General features: G+C 41.2%; 11 protein-coding genes and 1 pseudogene. All 12 read left to right on the top strand.

The window, feature by feature from the left end; genetic code table 11:
- Positions 1 to 610: 610 nt before the first annotated feature.
- Positions 611 to 1,087, top strand: coding sequence for a carboxypeptidase-like regulatory domain-containing protein (locus tag PGR74_RS13955; protein ID WP_041501975.1), 477 nt, complete (start codon positions 611 to 613; stop codon positions 1,085 to 1,087).
- A 75-nt stretch (positions 1,088 to 1,162) separates the two neighbouring features.
- A complete protein-coding gene (locus tag PGR74_RS13950) occupies positions 1,163 to 2,320 on the top strand; it encodes a hypothetical protein (protein ID WP_146216461.1) in 1,158 nt (385 codons plus the stop codon).
- Positions 2,317 to 3,750, top strand: a complete 1,434-nt coding sequence (locus PGR74_RS13945) for a hypothetical protein (protein ID WP_041501971.1) — start codon at positions 2,317 to 2,319, stop codon at positions 3,748 to 3,750. Before PGR74_RS13950 ends, PGR74_RS13945 begins: the two co-directional genes overlap by 4 nt.
- An 8-nt stretch (positions 3,751 to 3,758) precedes the next feature.
- Positions 3,759 to 4,304 carry a hypothetical protein gene (locus tag PGR74_RS13940; protein WP_041505443.1) on the top strand — a complete coding sequence of 182 codons (546 nt, stop codon included), beginning with the start codon at positions 3,759 to 3,761 and terminating at the stop codon, positions 4,302 to 4,304.
- A gap of 1 nt (position 4,305) precedes the next feature.
- Positions 4,306 to 7,602: a golvesin C-terminal-like domain-containing protein gene (locus tag PGR74_RS13935; RefSeq protein WP_041501969.1), complete on the top strand. Its 3,297-nt coding sequence runs from the start codon at positions 4,306 to 4,308 to the stop codon at positions 7,600 to 7,602.
- 291 nt (positions 7,603 to 7,893) lie between these two features.
- A complete protein-coding gene (locus PGR74_RS13930) occupies positions 7,894 to 8,487 on the top strand; it encodes an RNA polymerase sigma-70 factor (RefSeq protein WP_052649430.1) in 594 nt (197 codons plus the stop codon).
- Between the two features lie 43 nt (positions 8,488 to 8,530).
- The gene (locus tag PGR74_RS13925; RefSeq protein WP_052634298.1) at positions 8,531 to 9,718 is read left to right on the top strand and encodes a FecR family protein; all 1,188 of its coding nucleotides are present in this window, start codon (positions 8,531 to 8,533) and stop codon (positions 9,716 to 9,718) included.
- Positions 9,719 to 9,806: 88 nt separating this feature from the next.
- Entirely contained in the window at positions 9,807 to 13,193 is a 3,387-nt protein-coding gene (locus PGR74_RS13920; protein ID WP_041501968.1) for a SusC/RagA family TonB-linked outer membrane protein, read from the top strand.
- Between the two features lie 16 nt (positions 13,194 to 13,209).
- Positions 13,210 to 14,781, top strand: a complete 1,572-nt coding sequence (locus PGR74_RS13915) for a RagB/SusD family nutrient uptake outer membrane protein (RefSeq protein WP_041502180.1) — start codon at positions 13,210 to 13,212, stop codon at positions 14,779 to 14,781.
- Positions 14,782 to 14,801: 20 nt separating this feature from the next.
- Complete coding sequence (locus PGR74_RS13910) at positions 14,802 to 15,557, top strand: DUF4843 domain-containing protein (RefSeq protein ID WP_041501967.1); 756 nt, start codon at positions 14,802 to 14,804, stop codon at positions 15,555 to 15,557.
- 11 nt (positions 15,558 to 15,568) lie between these two features.
- The gene (locus tag PGR74_RS13905) at positions 15,569 to 17,167 is read left to right on the top strand and encodes a PKD-like family lipoprotein (protein ID WP_270517363.1); all 1,599 of its coding nucleotides are present in this window, start codon (positions 15,569 to 15,571) and stop codon (positions 17,165 to 17,167) included.
- A gap of 30 nt (positions 17,168 to 17,197) precedes the next feature.
- Positions 17,198 to 17,370 (top strand): annotated as a pseudogene (locus PGR74_RS13900) (ATP-binding cassette domain-containing protein); the annotation flags it as partial.

The following is a 17,370-nucleotide window of genomic DNA, read 5'->3' as shown; positions in this document are numbered from 1 at the left end:
AATAAAGTTTACCCGAGCGAGACCGGTATGTACATCACGAAAATTATCTTCATGGGAATATTGCCTGCTATTTTACTTTTCATAACTATATTTATATGGATCAGGAGAAGAGGGCGGTAATTCTAAAATGATGATTTATTTATTCACCGTTCGTTTACCGGATCGTTTTTTGGAAAACGACGGTGATTTTAAAAGAATTCTTGTTAGATTTTTATAAACCGAGGGGAAATTTGTAGTGTGTGACTACAACATCCAATGTAGTGTTGTGTTAATGGAGAGGTTGTCCGGAAACGGATGACCTCTCTTTGTGTTTAGAACAAATGAATGAAAATTTTAGTTTTAAACGGAAAATACATGGAGTACTATAAGTATTATTTTAAGAATAACTTATAATACGATAAAGAATATTTATGCATATATTGTAAAATAAACAAAAAACAAATAAAATTAATATTTCTAAAACGACTCATCCTGAGATAAGGTTTGTTGTGTCTTTATTAAAAGTTGTCATAGATATTGAAGTTTAACCAGTGTACTATTAAGAAAGGAGGCAAATTATTAAGGTACCGAGAGTTTTTTATTTTATTGTTTCACACTAAATCTTAAACGTATGAAAAAAGTATTTTTTGGAAAAAAAGGTGTTTTTGTTATACTGATCGTCATTGTAAGTACTATTGTCGTTTTTGCTCAACAACAGACTGTTTCAGGAACGGTTGTAGATTCTTCAAATCAACCTATTATTGGGGCTAATGTAATGATTAAAGGAACTGCCACAGGTACTGTAACGGATATGAACGGAAGATTTTCTCTTAATGTACCTCCCGGATCAACTTTGGTTGTTTCTTATATAGGATGTGTAACCCAAGAAATATCTTCATTCGGGACTAATTTAAAAATAACCTTAAGAGACGACTCTGGTGATGGAGCAAATGATTATTGGGAAGCCGGGTATTTTTATTGTCGTTGTAAAAATGATAGCGGTGGAGGTAAAAATTGTTACGGGGGAAATGCCGTTTCGTTAAGGGCTAATTGTTATAAGGGAACAACGAGTATAAATTGTTCAACCTATAATGCGAATTGTCGGTAATAAACAAGGGAGGCGATTAAAAGCTTGGGTGGAATATACTCTAAGCTTTTAATGCCTTCTCAACGGAAAGAAAATATGAAAAACTCGTGTATTTTGATGTTGTTGCTCCTTGGAATCGGGTGTGAACGCGTTCAAATTCCAGAAGGAAAAAACAAAATTGCTTACGATATTGTTGAAAATTATTCCCGCAAAAATATCTCATATCATACGTCGTTGCTTTTGGATACGTTGTATTTTAGTGCAAAGCAGGCATCGATGGAAGGTGATTTTTTAATAAAAAACGATACTCTTTATTTTGTAGATCGGGTTTTGTCGTCTGTTTTGGTTTATGATAAAGAGGGGGTATACATTCGTTCTGCATTGGGTTTCGGGAGAGGAGAAAATGAAATACCCGGTTTAAACCAGATGACAACAACAGAGCGGGATCGTTTTATTATTTTGGATAAGCAATGGTTTATTTATCTTATAGATAGTAATCTGAATGTGGATTCAAAATTTTTTATTCGTTGGGATGGGGAGTTTATCGATAGCAGTAAATTTGAACACCCCGATCCCAATAATCCGAACATCTATGAGGTTGAGTATGGAAAAAATAAAATAGTTGCCTATGACGAGTACCTGTTTTTTCCGGTAGTAACCGAACACGTTAAATTCAATGCTTACGGGGAAGGGCATACTCCGCAATACTATTCGGAAAGCTTTAATTTGGCAAAACTCTCTTTAAAAAACGGGATGATAGAACAGTTATTATGTAATTATCCACCCGTGTATAAACGCTATCGGTATCTTTCGAATTTTAAATATTTATTGTTCGACCTGTATCGAGATAGTTTATTCTTTTCTTTTGAAGTAGATACTCTTGTTTATCGTATGAATATGAAGGATTCTACGGTGATTTCGTTTGGTAACAGCGGGGTGGAGATGGATACAGCTTATCCGGAATTTCGAACCTTTGAGGATAGTGATATCCATTTTAGCGCGTGTCGTCAAAATTATGGCTACTATCGGTATTTAAAATGGATTCCGCAAACAAATGTTTTGTTTCGAGGTTATCAGAAACAAAAGGCTCCTTTTGAAGATGGTTTGCAGGTATACCGGAATCGCTGTCTTGTCGCTGATTTCAATGTCCCGCGTGGATTTGAAGTTATCGGGTATATCGCTCCCTGGTATTACGCCGGTGTTAAACCGGATTACGCGAATGAGAAGTTTATCATTTATCGTTTTAAGTTATGAGATTAAAAATAAACGTTTTAAGGTCGTTGCTGTGGTTTGTATTCGAGTGTTGTGTTTGTGTTTTACATGCCGAATCGCTTCCTGATTCTTTAAGAGTACAGGTAACGAATACTTCTTCAGAACCCTTGTTCGGGGTGTATGTCGTTAACCCGAATAGACATTATCTTGTTACGACAACAGACGAGAAGGGGTATTGTTGTTTCTCAACCGGAGACATTTCTTTGCAGGATTCCATACAATTTTCGTATTTGGGTTATAAAGATTCTATCGTTGCCGTGCGGGATTTGGTGTCGATGGAACGATTGGCACTCTCCATGAAAATGGAGTTTTTACAGGAAGTGAACGTCGTGGGAATAAAGAGTGCCGATTTATTGGAAAAGGTAATGAAGGAATTACAGCCTGTTTCTGCCCGAAATAATATGAATTTTTACGGGAAAGCCCAGTACGCGAAAATAACGACCTGTTTTACCAAGGCTGTGGAATACAGACGGGAATTCGGTTTTTTTTTAACGTCGGGACATGTGAAGCAAAAAGAGAAGTGGGATTTGGACTATAAATTCGAATTTATTCCCGTCTATTCGGCAAGGAGTTTTAATCTGCTTCCTGACCGCTCGGATACATTGAGGACTCCGTATATTGAGTCGTCTTACAATGCCGAAAGTAAAAAGATTTTTTCGGCCTTGCGCGCCGTCTTTTTGTGGGGCCCGTTGTTTTCTAAGTTGAAATATTATGATATACAACCGATTGAATCGGATAGTAATTGCTATAAATTCGTGTTTTCCACGCGGGAAAAATATTATCCTCAGGATATAAAAATTTTCTGTAAGGGAGTTTTGTATATCGATAGGGACGATTTTAGGTTAAGAAGAATCGAGATCGATTACTTAGACTATCATTTTTATCGATTGGCTAATTTAACGAGAACCTATGCCCCTTTTTCGACAAAAATGCAGATAGAGTTGGCCTATAACGAGGAAGGAGACGTGTATGTTCACTCGTGCAGACAAGAGACCGTTTGGAAACATAAATCGGATCAGACGGGATTCGGAAGTATAGAGATGCCCTCGAGGCGTAATCCGGAGGAAAATAGGTTGGTTGAAACAGAAGCTTTCCAATGTATGGCTTATCAGAGGATTCCGGCTTATGCCCAGATGCAGTTCTTACGGGAAAAAGCAGTTCTTGTTGCTTCATATCCTTTTGGAATATACGATACAAAAGCGTTTGAGGGGTTACCGGATTTACTCGATAGCGGTCAGGCTATTGCCGATTTGAGCGAGTATAAGGAGATCGAGGCTCAATTTTTACATCATGGTAATAAACCTTACTATCCGCGGAGTTATCTGACAACCTTGAGACTGAATGGTATTACTCCCACGGTTCCTTTTGTTGTAAAGACAAAGAATGGATTACTAAGACTGTTTTTTAAATAATAAACGCGATGAGAATTATTGTCATATGGATTCTAACGAGTCTGTTTTTTTCTTGCCAGAGCGACGAAAAGAGAATGGAGAAAAATATACAGAAAGAATGGAGGGGAAAAAAGATTGCCTTTCCCACCACGTTGGAAGCGAAATTTTTAGGTGAAGATACAACGTGTAATGATTTATTAAATAAATGCTATTCTATTTTAGTATACGTGGATTCGAACGAGTGTTCGGAGTGCAGGCTTCAATTGTACGAGTGGTACAAAAAGATAACAGAGACTCGGGCCTATTCGGATTCTCTTGCATTTTTGTTTGTCGCGCATGTAGAAAATCCCAAGCAGGTTGTTATTCTGTCTAAGCAAAATAATTTTAGATATCCCATTTTTTTCGATAAGAAAGGGATGATGGGAAAATTGAATAAGTTTCCTGATAGTTACCAGTTTAAGACGTTTTTGTTGAATGAAAAGAAAGAAGTTGTTTTGATGGGAACGCCTATCGGGAACGATGAGCTGTGGCGTTTGTATAAAGAGGTTATTATCAGTGGTATAAAAGGAAAATGATATGAAAAATCGAACGATTGTATGTATCGCTTGGCAGGAGTACCGTTTACTTTGGCGTAACCGGGTATTCCGGTTAGTGGCATTTTCACTGTGGGTACTTGTTTTTTGTTGTCAATATGTATTTCAAGGTGATCTTGCAAGCCTTTGGTTTATGTTGGCCTTACCTTCTTCCATGCCTTTTGTAAACGCGTATCTTGTAAGTGTTTTTCAATCGTTTCTGGTTCTGTTTTCCGTGTGTGAATGGAGGGCGTCGGAGAGGCAGGCGGATAGCTTGGAAGCAATAAGGGTACGTCCGGTTGGTAATGCGGAATATTTGTGCGGGAAGGCGATCGGTGTGGTAATGACGGTTGTGGTAGTACAGTTCGTTTCGATAATGACGGTATTCATGTTGAATCTGTTCGGTAGCGATTCTCCTTTTGGGGGATGGGCGTACTTGTTTTATTGGTTGACGCTTTCGTTTCCGGCTTTGGTATTTTGTACCGGTTTATCGATGGGTATTACCGGTTTATTCAGGAAGCAGGGAGTTGCCTTGTCGGTGCTGACTCTTTTTTTGATCGCGACCTACTGGTGGCTTCCTGGAGTGGCATACGGGATTTTAGATTTTATAGCAACGGATTTACCGAACGTGTTTTCTGATGTAGTCGGGCATGTCGGGTTGGGGAATTACCTGTTGCATCGCTTTGTGTTCCTGTTGTGGGGTATCGGCCTATGTTTGTGGGCTGTTGGAAAGGAAAGACGATTGCCGAATCGGACTGGAGACCGTGTAGGAGTTGTAGCGATAGGGAGAGGGGTGGTGTTGTTTGGTATATTGTGCGGGATTTTTTATTTGTATCCTTACAAAGAGACGAATCGGGTCCGAGATCGTTATTTAGAGACGGGGAAAAAGTACGGTAAGGAGCGTTTTATTCGTGTCGTCCGGCATGATTTACAGGTAGAGCAGACAGGTAACAGGATAGAAGCCTGTAGCGGATTGTCCGTGGTAAACTGCGGAAATAAGCCCGTTTCGCGTGTTACCTTGTATTTGAATCCGGGGTTGGATATTACCCGTTTTTCGGATAAAAAGGGAGGGGCAGTCAAGTTCAGTCGGGAGAATCAGGTTGTGATGGTCGATTACCCGTTAGGGAGTGGGGACACTGTATTTTTTTATTTGGAATACAGGGGAAAAATAGATGAACGGGTATGTTATTTAGACGTGGAAAAGGAAGCGTATTGGAAAAGAACGTGGCGGAATTGTCCGTTGCGTTTTGGGAAGCGCTATGCTTTCATCGGGGATCGTTATACCTTATTGACCCCGGAGACGATATGGTATCCGGTAGCCGTTCCACCCGTGAATTTGTCATCTGTTTACGTGTCTTCGAAAGATTTTACGGATTTTCGTTTACGGGTTGCGGATTCAGGAAAACGAACCGTGATTTCTCAGGGTGAATCACGACGGAAAGGGGATACGGTATATTTCCGAAATAAGCAGTGTTTGACGGGGTTGACGTTGAGCATGGGTACTTACGAGAGCAAAACGTTAAAAGTGGACTCCGTTAATTTCGAGCTTTATTATTTTAAGGGACATGATCATGTGATGTCTTTGTACGAGGGGATGCCGGAAGAGATGTTGCGGAAAGCGATAAAGGAGCAAGAGAATAAATTCCCTTTCTATCCCTTTCATAGATTTGTATTGTTAGAGACGCCTGTTTCTCTCGGGACGGAGGATCGTAATTGGAAAATCGGAAGTGAGTTCGTTCAGCCGGAAATCGTGATGTTTCCGGAAAGATGGGTGACCAATCAAGTAATGTATGTCGAACGTTCCGTGATGATGATGGACAGCCACAGGCGGGAATTTATCGGGGCGATAGAGGACAAAACCAACGGGGAGTATTTTTTGGATTTATTGCAGTCGAGTTTAAAACACCCCTTGGCTTATTACAGGGATAAAAATATTTTTATGACGTTTTTCCCTTGGGGTGGGAGACAAAAAATCGTGATGAACAGGCAATGGGTATCTCCTCTGTTTCTCAATTACCTCCATGCTGCTTTTTCAACGGAATTCCCGGTGATAGATAGAGTGTTATTCACCATGTCCAATAGGAAAAAGGCTGTAAGAGCTAATTTTTCCGGGAATGAAGCAGCGCTTAGAGCTACTCGTTATTTAGAGAAGTGTAGTTTTGAAGAGGCTTTACGTGACGAATCTCTTTCAAGAGAGGTATTGGAAATGATTATTCAATTGAAAGTGGACTATTTGATAGATTACATTGCGTTAAGAGTTCCTTTGGAGCGATTTTACGATTTTTTGGCAAGGTTTGAAACAAGGCATATTTTTCAGGAGTTTGCTTTGGAAACGTTATGCGACGAAATGAAATCCGAGTTGGGAATTGACTTGATAGGGGTACTGCCGGATTGGTACCGACAATGCGGGATTCCTTCCTATCTGGTAAAAGATGTCGGAAAGGATAAAATACTCGTTGACGGAGAAGAAAAATATCGCGTACGGTTTAAGATATTTAACACGAGTACCACAGATGGAATTATACGTTTGACTATTTCAGACAGGGAAAATAAAGGCGTTGATTATTGTTATCGTATTTCGGCCGGAAGTTGTAAGGAGATTAAAAACGTGGTGGATTTTCTACCCGTGTATTCCCTGAATTTGAATTTATCCCGCAACTTTCCGGCGGGTTATGATGAATTGTTGTTGTTTACGGATGTTACGGAAGTTACGGATACTGCTTGTGGTGTTTCCGATATTGATATACGCCTTTTTCAGCCGGATTCCAATGAACTTATCGTGGATAACGAAGATCCGGGATTCCGTTTGATAGAACCGGATAAACGGCGTAGGGAATTTACCTCTCCTGAAGAGGAGGAAAGAAAATACGTTTACGCGGATGAAGTGTTGATGGCTGTTAAAAGTAAGTTACCGCTTCGTTGGACCTATTGTATGGGGACTCGGATGTATGGTGAGGTGATCCGGAGTTCGGTTTATAAAAAGGCGGGAAACGGAAGCTGTAAAGCCGAGTGGAGAGTTGATTTACCCGAGGATGGAATATATGAGGTTGGGGTTTATATCGGGTACCGTCAGGTGCGTTACACGGGAGAGGCTGCTCAATACTACGAGTTATCGAGTCGGGACGGGAATCAGAACATTGTTTTACGAACCAATATGCAGGAAGAGACGGGATGGTTTTCTTTAGGAGAGTTTAATTTGAGTGCAGGGGAGAATCGGGTCGTTTTAAGTGATCGGGGGGCAGATAAAGAACAAGTGATTTATGCCGATGCGGTAAAGTGGGTTCGGAAAGAAAAACGATAGGTTTTGATAACCTGAATGATTGGTAGTATGATAATCCGGTTGAATTTCGACCGGATTTTTTTGTAAAATAGTCGAGTGTAGTTATTGCGTGGGATTATTTACGATGTACATGATAAACGGTAGTAATGAATATACGGTTGTATTACATCTTTGTGAGTTAATATTGGAGTTTTTAGTGATAATCTTTGTATATTTATAATATATATTTATTTTTGACTTCTCAGTTCTAATTAAATCTTTTGAAGAAATTACGGACGGGTGTGAAATAGCGGTTATGTTACAGGAGTTTATATGGGGATATATACGGTTAAAAATTATTCGGACGACAGTGAATTACTGAATCTGTTAAAATCGGGAAAAGTTTCCGCTTTCGTGTATATTTACACCATGTATTACGATTCGTTATTGGATTATGCTTTTAGGCTGTTGCAAGATAGGGAAGCGGCTCGGGATGTCGTTCAGCAAGTATTTTATAAAATTTGGGAAGGACGGGAATCTCTCTCCATCGTTTTTTCGGTTAAGACTTATCTTTTTAAATCGGTTTATAATCGAAGTTTAAATACATTGGCTCATAAAAGGAATATTCAAAAGTATGAGCAGGAGCACTCTGCGGATGTTTATTACTTCACGGTTATCCAGCTACCGGAAGCAGAAGTGTTATTGCGTCGCTCTGATATCGAAAAGGCCGTACGGGAAGTCGTGGCGACGTTGCCGGAGAAATGTAGAGAAGTTTTTACCTTAAGTAAGATCGAGGGATTAAAAAACAGGGAAATTGCCGAAAAATTAATTATTTCCGAGAAAACGGTAAAACGTCATATCTCCATCGCGTTGAGTCGATTGCGGGAAAAGTTGGATTATCTGTTGCAGATTATTTTATTTTTTTAAATCTTTTGTTGGGACTAAAACTATTTTCAACTGTCTTTAAGATATGAAGACAGAAAAGATAAATACAGAAAACTTTGATATAGATGAGATATTAGTTTGTATCTTAATGGAGCGTGCAAGCCGGGAAGAGGTCGTTTATTTTTTGAACTGGATAAAGCGAGAGAAGAACCGGATTTACTTCGAGAAATTTAAAAAAGTATGGCATCTGACTTCGAGGATAGAAGTGGACCGGGAATGCTTCAACGACGGGTTAAAAGAGTATTGTCGATTTATGAAATCCCAAAGGTCGGAACGTCGTGCGGGATGGTTGTGGCGTGTAGCCTCGGTTGCTGCAGTCGGATTGATCGCTATGGTTTTGGTCGGATGGCCCCGGATGCCCGAAGAGATAACTTTATCGGAAAACGATTTGGAAATACGTCAGGCTACAGAGATCGTTTTAACCTTATCTGACGGGCGAAAAATAAGTGTGACTCGGGATACGCTCTCCTTGCCGGGAGAGATAAAGGAATCCGTTCGGCTTCATAAGATCAATCGCCGGGAAATCGTGTACGGGGTAAGTGATCTCTTGGAAGAGGCGGTATATTTTGAAAAAATTTACAATGAGATTACCGTACCCTCGGGAGAACGTTTTACCGTTCAATTGTCCGATGGGACCAAAGCGTGGATCAATTCCGAAAGCTCGATTCGTTATCCGGTCTGTTTCGGGAAAGATAAAAGAGAGGTTGAAGTTAGGGGAAATGTCTATTTTGAGGTGGCGGAAGATTCATCCCGTCCTTTTATTGCCGTTGCCCGGGAGATAAAAACCGAGGTATTGGGAACCTCTTTCGAGGTGAATACATACGGAGATCATGGCCGGGTGAGCGTTACTCTCGTGGAGGGAAGTGTAAAGGTATATGCCGGAGAACGCACCTTCATGATTCGTCCCGATCAACAGTTCCTGTTTGATACGTGTAACGGGAGAATGGAGATCGCGGAAGTGAAAGCGGTAGATAAAGTGAGATGGAAAGACGGTATGCTTGTTATCGATGACGAACCCTTCGACGAGCTGGTGCGGAAATTGGAACGCTGGTATGGGATACGTATCGTGAATGAAACGGGAATCGTTTTTAATCAATCGTTTAGAGGAATATTCGAACGAAGTGATGATATACAGGTCGTCGTTTACTCGGTGTGTAAAAATTTAAATATCGATTATATTATAGAGAAAGACCGAATTATTTTGACAAAATAACAAAAGGAGTATCACCTGTGCCTCCAACACGATCGGATACTCCCGACGTTAAGCTATTCATTTATTATTAACTTAACATTACAAAGCTATGAAAAAAAAGCGATGTTTTTTGTTCGTGTCGATAAAATTTATCTGTAAGCTATTTTTATTGACTTTTTTAGGGGTAAATTCGTTATACCTGTCGGCAGAAGGTTGTCCGGTAGAACCCCAGCGGGTGACTTTAAACCTGAAAAAAGTATCTCTTTCCGTGTTGATTCAAGAGATAGAGAAACAAACCTCCTACAATTTTTTTTACAATGACGAGCAGGAGAGGTCTATAGCAGAAATCTCTATTTCGGTAACGAACGAGACGGTAGAGAAGGTGTTGGACAAGGTGTTTTCGGGAACGAAATACACTTATGAGATATCCGGAAATCAAATTATCGTGTTTAGCCGGGACTCTAAAAATCCTGTGGAGAAAGTGAAAAAAATCCGGGTACAGGGAAAGGTAACGGATAAAAAAGGGAGTCCTATTCCCGGGGTGACCGTATTGTTGAAAGGAACTACTTTGGGAACAGCCACGGATACGGATGGGAAGTATACCTTAGATCTACCCAGCGTGGAGAAAATCTTTTTGATTTTTACATTTATCGGTATGGAACCCCGGGAGATTAAATATGTCGGAAAAGACACGATCGACGTGGTTATGAAGGAGGATGTGAAGCAGGTCGACGAAGTTGTCGTGACCGGTTACGCGAATATCAGGAAAGAGAGTTTTACGGGGAATGCAGTGACAATAACCAAAGATCAGTTGTTAAAGGCTAATAATAAAAATGTGGTTGCGGCTCTTCAGTTTTTTGATCCTTCCTTCCGTATCCGGGAAAATTCCATCTGGGGATCCGATCCGAATGCTTTACCCGAATTTAACATTCGCGGAGAGTCCAGTATTGCCATGACGAAGGGGTTGGACGTGGAGAATGCCAAACGGACGCAACGAACCAATTTGAAGGATAATCCGAATTTGCCGATTTTTATCTTGGACGGTTTCGAGGCAAACGTGGAGAAGATTTACGATATGGATATGAACCGTATTGAGAGTATTACGATTTTAAAAGATGCTGCCGCCACGGCCATGTACGGTTCCCGGGCAGCCAACGGGGTAGTGGTCGTAACCACGGTGGCTCCTCAAATGGGAGAAATGCGCGTGAATTATAGTTTTAACGGAGGAGTTGAATTACCCGATTTGTCGGATTATAACCTTTGTAATGCGGCTGAAAAGTTGGAGATCGAACGGTTGATGGGAAAATACACGGAAGATGATCCCGATTTACAACCGATGAGAGATATCGAGTATAACACGATATTACAACGAATTTTAAAGGGTGTGGATACGGATTGGCTGGCTCAACCTTTGCGGAATGTATTCAACCACAAGCATAGTATAAGTATTGAGGGAGGTGAAAAGAGTATGCGATACGGTGTAAACTTCAATTACGACAGCAACAAAGGGGTTATGATCGGTTCTCACAGAACCAGAGCCGGAGCTGGTCTGACATTAGATTTTCGAAATAAAGAGTGGTTGCAGATTCGAAACGATGTTTCGTATAGTTCGACCCGTTCCGAAGATTCTCCTTACGGCAGTTTCAGTACTTACGCGAAATTATTGCCTTATTATGAGATTTATGATGATACCGGAGAGTTGGTAAAAGAACTACAGGGAATAAGGTTACGTTCGGAAAAAAATCCGTTGTGGCCGGTCGAACATTTGAAGAGTTACAGCGGTAGGGTTCGTTCCAACGATATTACCGATAATCTGAGTATCAACCTATTTATGGCGCACGGATTCTATTTTAAAGGACAATTTAGTATCACCAAGACCAATTCAATAAACGAATCTTTTACGGATCCTCAGGATGTTTCTTTTCAGAATCAACCGGAAAAAGAGCGGGGAAGCCTGTTTCGATCTCTTTCCAACGGGTACAATTGGAATGTGAACGCGATGTTTTATTTGAACCGAAAAATTGGAAAACATTTTATTAATGCTACGACGGGTATCAATGCCAGAGAGTCTTATTCAGAATTTACGAGTATGCAGTTTAGAGGTTTTATGATAGGAAACTTGAACAAACCGTCCGATGCGGCCGATCAGCCGAATAAATCAAATATCTCTTCCACGGAAAGTCGATTGATTGGCTTTTTGGCTTCGGTGAATTACTCCTACAATGATGTCTATTTGTTGGATGCTTCTTACCGTTTGGACGGCTCTTCTCAGTTCGGTTCGGATAAGCGATTTGCTCCCTTCTGGTCTTTCGGTGCCGGAATTAATTTTCATAATTACAGTTGGTTAAAGGACCATTGGTTGATCAACACGTTACGGGTTCGTGGTTCGTACGGAAGTACGGGTAAAGTGAATTTCCCTGCTTATGCAGCAATTACCACCTTTCGATCGAGTGAAGATAACTGGTATTACACGGGGCCGGCCAATTCGTTGGTATACCTCGGTAATCCCGAGTTAACCTGGGAGACGACGAAAATGCTGGATGCCGGAATATCGATAGGCTTTTTTAATAACAGATTCTATTTGTCTGCCAGTTATTACCGTAAAAAAACAGAAGATTTGATCGATGAAGTGTCAATTCAGACTTCATCCGGTTTCGGCACCTATAAATCGAATAGCGGATCGGTACTTAACAAGGGATTTGAGATTAACATGCATGCTACGGTCTATCAGGATAGAAACTTGAATGTGGTGGTAAATGCCAATTTAGCTTCCAATAGAAACGAGATCGTAGAGCTTGGTGAAGCTTCTAAAGAGTATAATAGACGGGTACTTGAAAATTATAATGCCAATAGACCTGAATACGCAGAGCTCGCGACCATGCCTTTGATCATGTATTACGAGGGGGCTTCCACCACGGCGATTTATGCCGTTCGTTCGGCGGGAATCGATCCGGCGAATGGAAAAGAGAAATTTATTAAAAAGGGAGGAACGACTACCTACACTTGGGATGCAAACGATCAGGTCGTGGTAGGAGACCGGCTTCCCGATGCTCAGGGAAGTTTCGGGATAAACGTGGGATTTCGAGGGTTTTACTTGAATGCTTCTTTCTTGTACCAGTGGGGTGGACAAACCTATAATTCGACGTTGTTAAATAAAGTGGAAAATGCAGATATCGATGGTTCAAACGTGGATCGGCGAGTACTTTCGAAGAGGTGGATCAAAGCAGGGGATATTGCGCCTTTTTATGATATCCGGAATATGACAAAGACCAAGCCGACCACCCGTTTTGTACAGAATTACGATTTTTTGAATTTCTCGAGTCTATCCATGGGATATGATTTCGACCGGGAGATGATTAAAAAGATCCGGTTGATCTCTTTGGGCATCCGGTTTAACGCCAATGATATATGCCGTTGGTCGACGGTAAAGGAGGAGCGCGGGACGAGTTATCCTTACGCGAGGAATTATAGTTTCACGGTGAATGTGGGTTTTTAATTTAAAAAACAATGTTATGAAAATCTATATTATTATGCTAATGCTTTTGTCTTCTCTGTTCTTCGCCTCTTGCGAAGATTGGTTGAATCTTCAACCGGAAGGACAAACGACGGAAGATCAATTATTCCGTACGGGAGACGGTTACCGGACCGTACTGAACGGGTTGTATAAATCGATGGCTTCTACAAGCCTATATGGCGGGGAGCTTGGGTTCGGTGTGGTGGATTGTATTTCACAACAGTATAATTTGGAGTCGATGGAACAGTTTGTTTTCACTCAAAAATATCTTGCTGCTGATGTTTTTGATTACAACAATGTCTACTTGCTCCCGGTGATAAAGAATATCTGGAAATCGGCGTTTAATATTATAGCCAACGCCAATTGTTTGATCCAAAATACAGAATCTGCTCCTTCGGATCTGTTTGCAAAGGGAGAGATGGAGCGGAAGATGATTCTCGGAGAAGCGTATGCCTGCAGGGCGTTAATGCATTTCGATCTGTTGCGTTTGTTCGCTCCTGCCCCGGTAAACGATGATAAAAAGGTTTATGTCCCTTACGTGGAGAGTTATCCCGACTTTCATGCCTCTCGTATCGGGGTGGAGCCGTTTTTGGAAAAAGTGATCGCGGATTTGAAACGAGCTCGTGATTTGGTAGTGGAGTTCGATACTTCAGATTTGGGAAAAGGGGTTAGTGCTTCAGGAAAGGGGCGTTTCTATAATGACTTTGATTCGGTTTTGCCGGGATATAACGATCCTACAGTGGAGTCTTTTTTCAAAGGGCGGGGGTATCGGTTAAGTTATTATGCGATCACCGCACTTTTAGCCCGGGTATATCAATATGCCGGCAAGGAGGAGGAGGCTTTCGAGGCGGCGAAAGAGGTGATGGAGTATGCTTTCGAAATAAGGGGTTCTATTTATGAGTTCTTCTCTATAGACGATTATCGTGGAGTTATGGAGACTGAAAATTTCGAAGCAAAAAAAGACATAAAGGTGGTTTCCAACCTGATTTTTGCCGTTAATAATGAAAAGGCTTACGAAGATTATAATATGCGTAATTGTTTCTGGAAAAATAATACCTCCATTACTTGGTTGATCGTGGATCTCGAAACGCAAAAGACGTTTTATACTTCTGACGGTTTGACAAACGAGTTCGATATAGATTACCGTTCGTCGTATATGATATTTTATCCTTATGGGGATAGTCGTTTTCCCGTATCGGGTAAATGGTATATAAGCGATAACGAAGAGGTTCGGGATAAAAATATTACGATTATGCCCGTGATTCGTTCCACGGAAATGCGTTATATCATGGCCGAATATTATGCCCGGAAAGGAAATTTTCCGGAAGCCCAAAATATCTTGATGAGGATTCGAAACAGCAGAGGATGTACGGAGCCGATCGTTGTAGGTGATTGGAACTCTTTTGTTAGAGAGTTGATTAACGATGCTCGCCGGGAGTGGATTTCGGAAGGACAACTTTTTTATCTGTACAAGCGATTGAATGCATCCGTTAATTTCGGAAGAGGTGAAATACGCCCTTTATACCGGAGTGAATATTTGTTTCCGATACCGGATGATCAGATTTTATAAAACCTTTAATAAAATGAATTATGAAAAAGCATTTGTTTAGCCTATTCCTGTCTATAGCTATCGGGTTTTATGCTTGTAGCGAACAGGAAACGATACTGTTCCAGGGTATACATGAAATCTATTTTCAAAAATTTTATGTCAACGAGGTATACCCGGGAACGGCTGAAGCAGATTCAACCGAGCTTTCTTTTTTCTTTTATCCTTCTGGAACACAAGAGATATATGCCGGGTTGACGGTAAATTTGTCCGGAATGCTTTTAACCTCCGATATTCAATTCGGGTTAAAGGTTGTTCCCGGGGAGACAACGGCTAATCCGGATGAATATGATTTGGATGACTCTTATACTTTTCACGCGAATACGACGGGAGAGAATGCAACTGAAATTTTAGATACCATTCGAGTCAAATTGCTTCGAAGCGATCGATTGGATGAGCTTCCCGACGGGGTAAGGCTTGTCGTGGAATTGGTTCCTACGGATAAAGTACTTTTAGGACAGTTAGAACGGAGAAGGGCGAAGATAATCATAAAGGCTGCAGCCGTTAAACCGGATTGGTGGACGCAAGAGGTAGAAATCAATCTATTGGGAACTTATTCGCAGAAAAAGTATAAACTGTTTTTAGATCATGCGGATAAAAAATTGGAGATGAGTGCAGATTTAATCAAAGATCATCCCGATCGGGCTATCCGTTTGGCCATGTTGTTTAAACAGTGGTTGAACGAGCAAAATCCTGCTATTACCGAAGATAACGGGACTTTAATGAGTGTACCACTTTAAAAATGAATTGTATGAAAAATAGTATATTATTCGGTTGCGTCCTGTTATTGTGCTTGTTTCCAGGATGTTTTGAAGACGAGGGAAATTACGACTATAAAGATCTACATGCCCCGACATGGCTTGTTGATGTAAGTACGACCCCTCTTCGGGTAACGTGTAATGAAGGTGATACGGCCAGATTCAACGGGCGTGATTTTTTTACATGGGATGCGGATTCCGCTTTACGAGAAGCGAACGTGCGTTATGAATGGAAATTGAGGGGTGTCGTGTTCGGTAGAGAGGCGAATTTTAAAATATTGACCGATTCGGTAGTGAAAATTCTCGGATCGGAAAATCCGTTCGAGAGCGGACACACGGGTACTTTCAGTATCATAGACAAAGCGACCGGGATTGCTTTTATGGCACGGTTTGTCGTAACGATAAATTCTCGATTCAGACGTTACGATCTGTTGATTTTATCGGAGAAGGGCGATCAATCGAGGTTGTCCCATGTGATACGCCGATCGGCATATGCTCCCGATGGAGTGACTGTCGTGGCGGTTTTCCGGCTTGCCGACAGGGATGTTTACAAAACGGTAAACGGGAACGATATTCCCGGAAAACCCATTACTTTGGCCAAATCGTTGGCCAAAAATGTCGGTAGTCTCGGCTCCATGACGATTTTGACAGATCAGGTGGCTTATGTAATCAACAACGAAAACATGGCTAAAGTAAGCGAGCTAAAGGATGAGTTTTTGGATGGTCCGCCTGAAAACCTACATGTGGTGGATCGGCACGATTGCGATAATTATACTTATATCACTACTCGCGACGGAAGAATTTTCCGGAGAATTATGTCTGAAAATTATTTGGGAGGAAAGTTTATCTCGGAACCTTATAGCGTGGATAACAAGGGATATAAGGTGTCGACTTTCGGTCACGCTGCAAGTAATAAACAACCTGTTCCCTGTTACGATGAAAAAAACAGACGCGTATTGATAAACGGGTTTCGGTATAAGTACCTGTATAATCCCTTCCGGTCTTTCGAAATAAATACGATCGAGCCGGTGACCAAGGGGGGCGGTAATAAGGATAATTTGCCTCCGGTTTGGGGAATGCCGGAAGGGTCGGAGGTATTGTATCTGTCTCGCTCCAGAGATTATACGATCTTTTATAATGACCCTGACGGAAAAACCTATATGGGGGATTTTGCCCTTTCGAGTACGAATGTGTGTAAAGAGGTTAGCGGAATAAGGGTTTGGCCCTTCCCCGGTGGAAATTTGGATAAAAGTTCGTTGTTTTTAACCACTGTTTTCAATTATGGACCTCGGGATGTCGTGGTATATACGAAAGGAAACGAGGTCCGTTATGTAGACCGGGGGCGAAACAATGCGGATCATCTTTTTCATCAGTTCGATTCCAAAGTAACTTATATCGGGTATATCACTTATCAGGGGTATTACGATTATAACAAACTGATGGTCGGGCTCGAAAACGGGAAGTTCTTTATTTACGAGTTTAATCGTAACAATTTCCAACTGCCTAAGACATTATTATCGGAATTCGATGTAGAGGGGAAGGTCGTGTCGGCAATGGAACTGCATGACGTGTATGGCGGTGATGCTTATTAAATGGATGTTCGTTTATTTAAATCATATTGTATGGAAGAATCGATCGTAAAAGTTGAGAATTTATCCCATCGTTACACGATCCAGTGGGCGATCCGGGACATCAATTTCGAGATTACCCGGAACGGTATTTACGGTTTGCTCGGCTCCAACGGGGCCGGCAAATCGACCACGATGAATATCATGTGCGGTGTCTTGCGTCCGAC

This window comes from Sanguibacteroides sp. AM78-02pH3A, assembly GCF_027666085.1.
Classification (GTDB): Bacteria; Bacteroidota; Bacteroidia; order Bacteroidales; family Marinifilaceae; genus Gabonibacter; species Gabonibacter massiliensis.
This window is presented reverse-complemented; position numbering and strand designations above follow the sequence as displayed.

What these genes read in the sequence shown, in the direction of transcription:
- PGR74_RS13955 (WP_041501975.1), top strand. Translation starts at nt 611, where the DNA reads ATGAAAAAAGTATTTTTTGGAAAAAAAGGTGTTTTTGTTATACTGATC.
- PGR74_RS13930 (WP_052649430.1), top strand. Translation starts at nt 7,894, where the DNA reads ATGGGGATATATACGGTTAAAAATTATTCGGACGACAGTGAATTACTG.
- PGR74_RS13910 (WP_041501967.1), top strand. Translation starts at nt 14,802, where the DNA reads ATGAAAAAGCATTTGTTTAGCCTATTCCTGTCTATAGCTATCGGGTTT.
- PGR74_RS13925 (WP_052634298.1), top strand. Translation starts at nt 8,531, where the DNA reads ATGAAGACAGAAAAGATAAATACAGAAAACTTTGATATAGATGAGATA.
- PGR74_RS13905 (WP_270517363.1), top strand. Translation starts at nt 15,569, where the DNA reads ATGAAAAATAGTATATTATTCGGTTGCGTCCTGTTATTGTGCTTGTTT.
- PGR74_RS13920 (WP_041501968.1), top strand. Translation starts at nt 9,807, where the DNA reads ATGAAAAAAAAGCGATGTTTTTTGTTCGTGTCGATAAAATTTATCTGT.
- PGR74_RS13950 (WP_146216461.1), top strand. Translation starts at nt 1,163, where the DNA reads ATGAAAAACTCGTGTATTTTGATGTTGTTGCTCCTTGGAATCGGGTGT.
- PGR74_RS13915 (WP_041502180.1), top strand. Translation starts at nt 13,210, where the DNA reads ATGAAAATCTATATTATTATGCTAATGCTTTTGTCTTCTCTGTTCTTC.
- PGR74_RS13940 (WP_041505443.1), top strand. Translation starts at nt 3,759, where the DNA reads ATGAGAATTATTGTCATATGGATTCTAACGAGTCTGTTTTTTTCTTGC.
- PGR74_RS13935 (WP_041501969.1), top strand. Translation starts at nt 4,306, where the DNA reads ATGAAAAATCGAACGATTGTATGTATCGCTTGGCAGGAGTACCGTTTA.
- PGR74_RS13945 (WP_041501971.1), top strand. Translation starts at nt 2,317, where the DNA reads ATGAGATTAAAAATAAACGTTTTAAGGTCGTTGCTGTGGTTTGTATTC.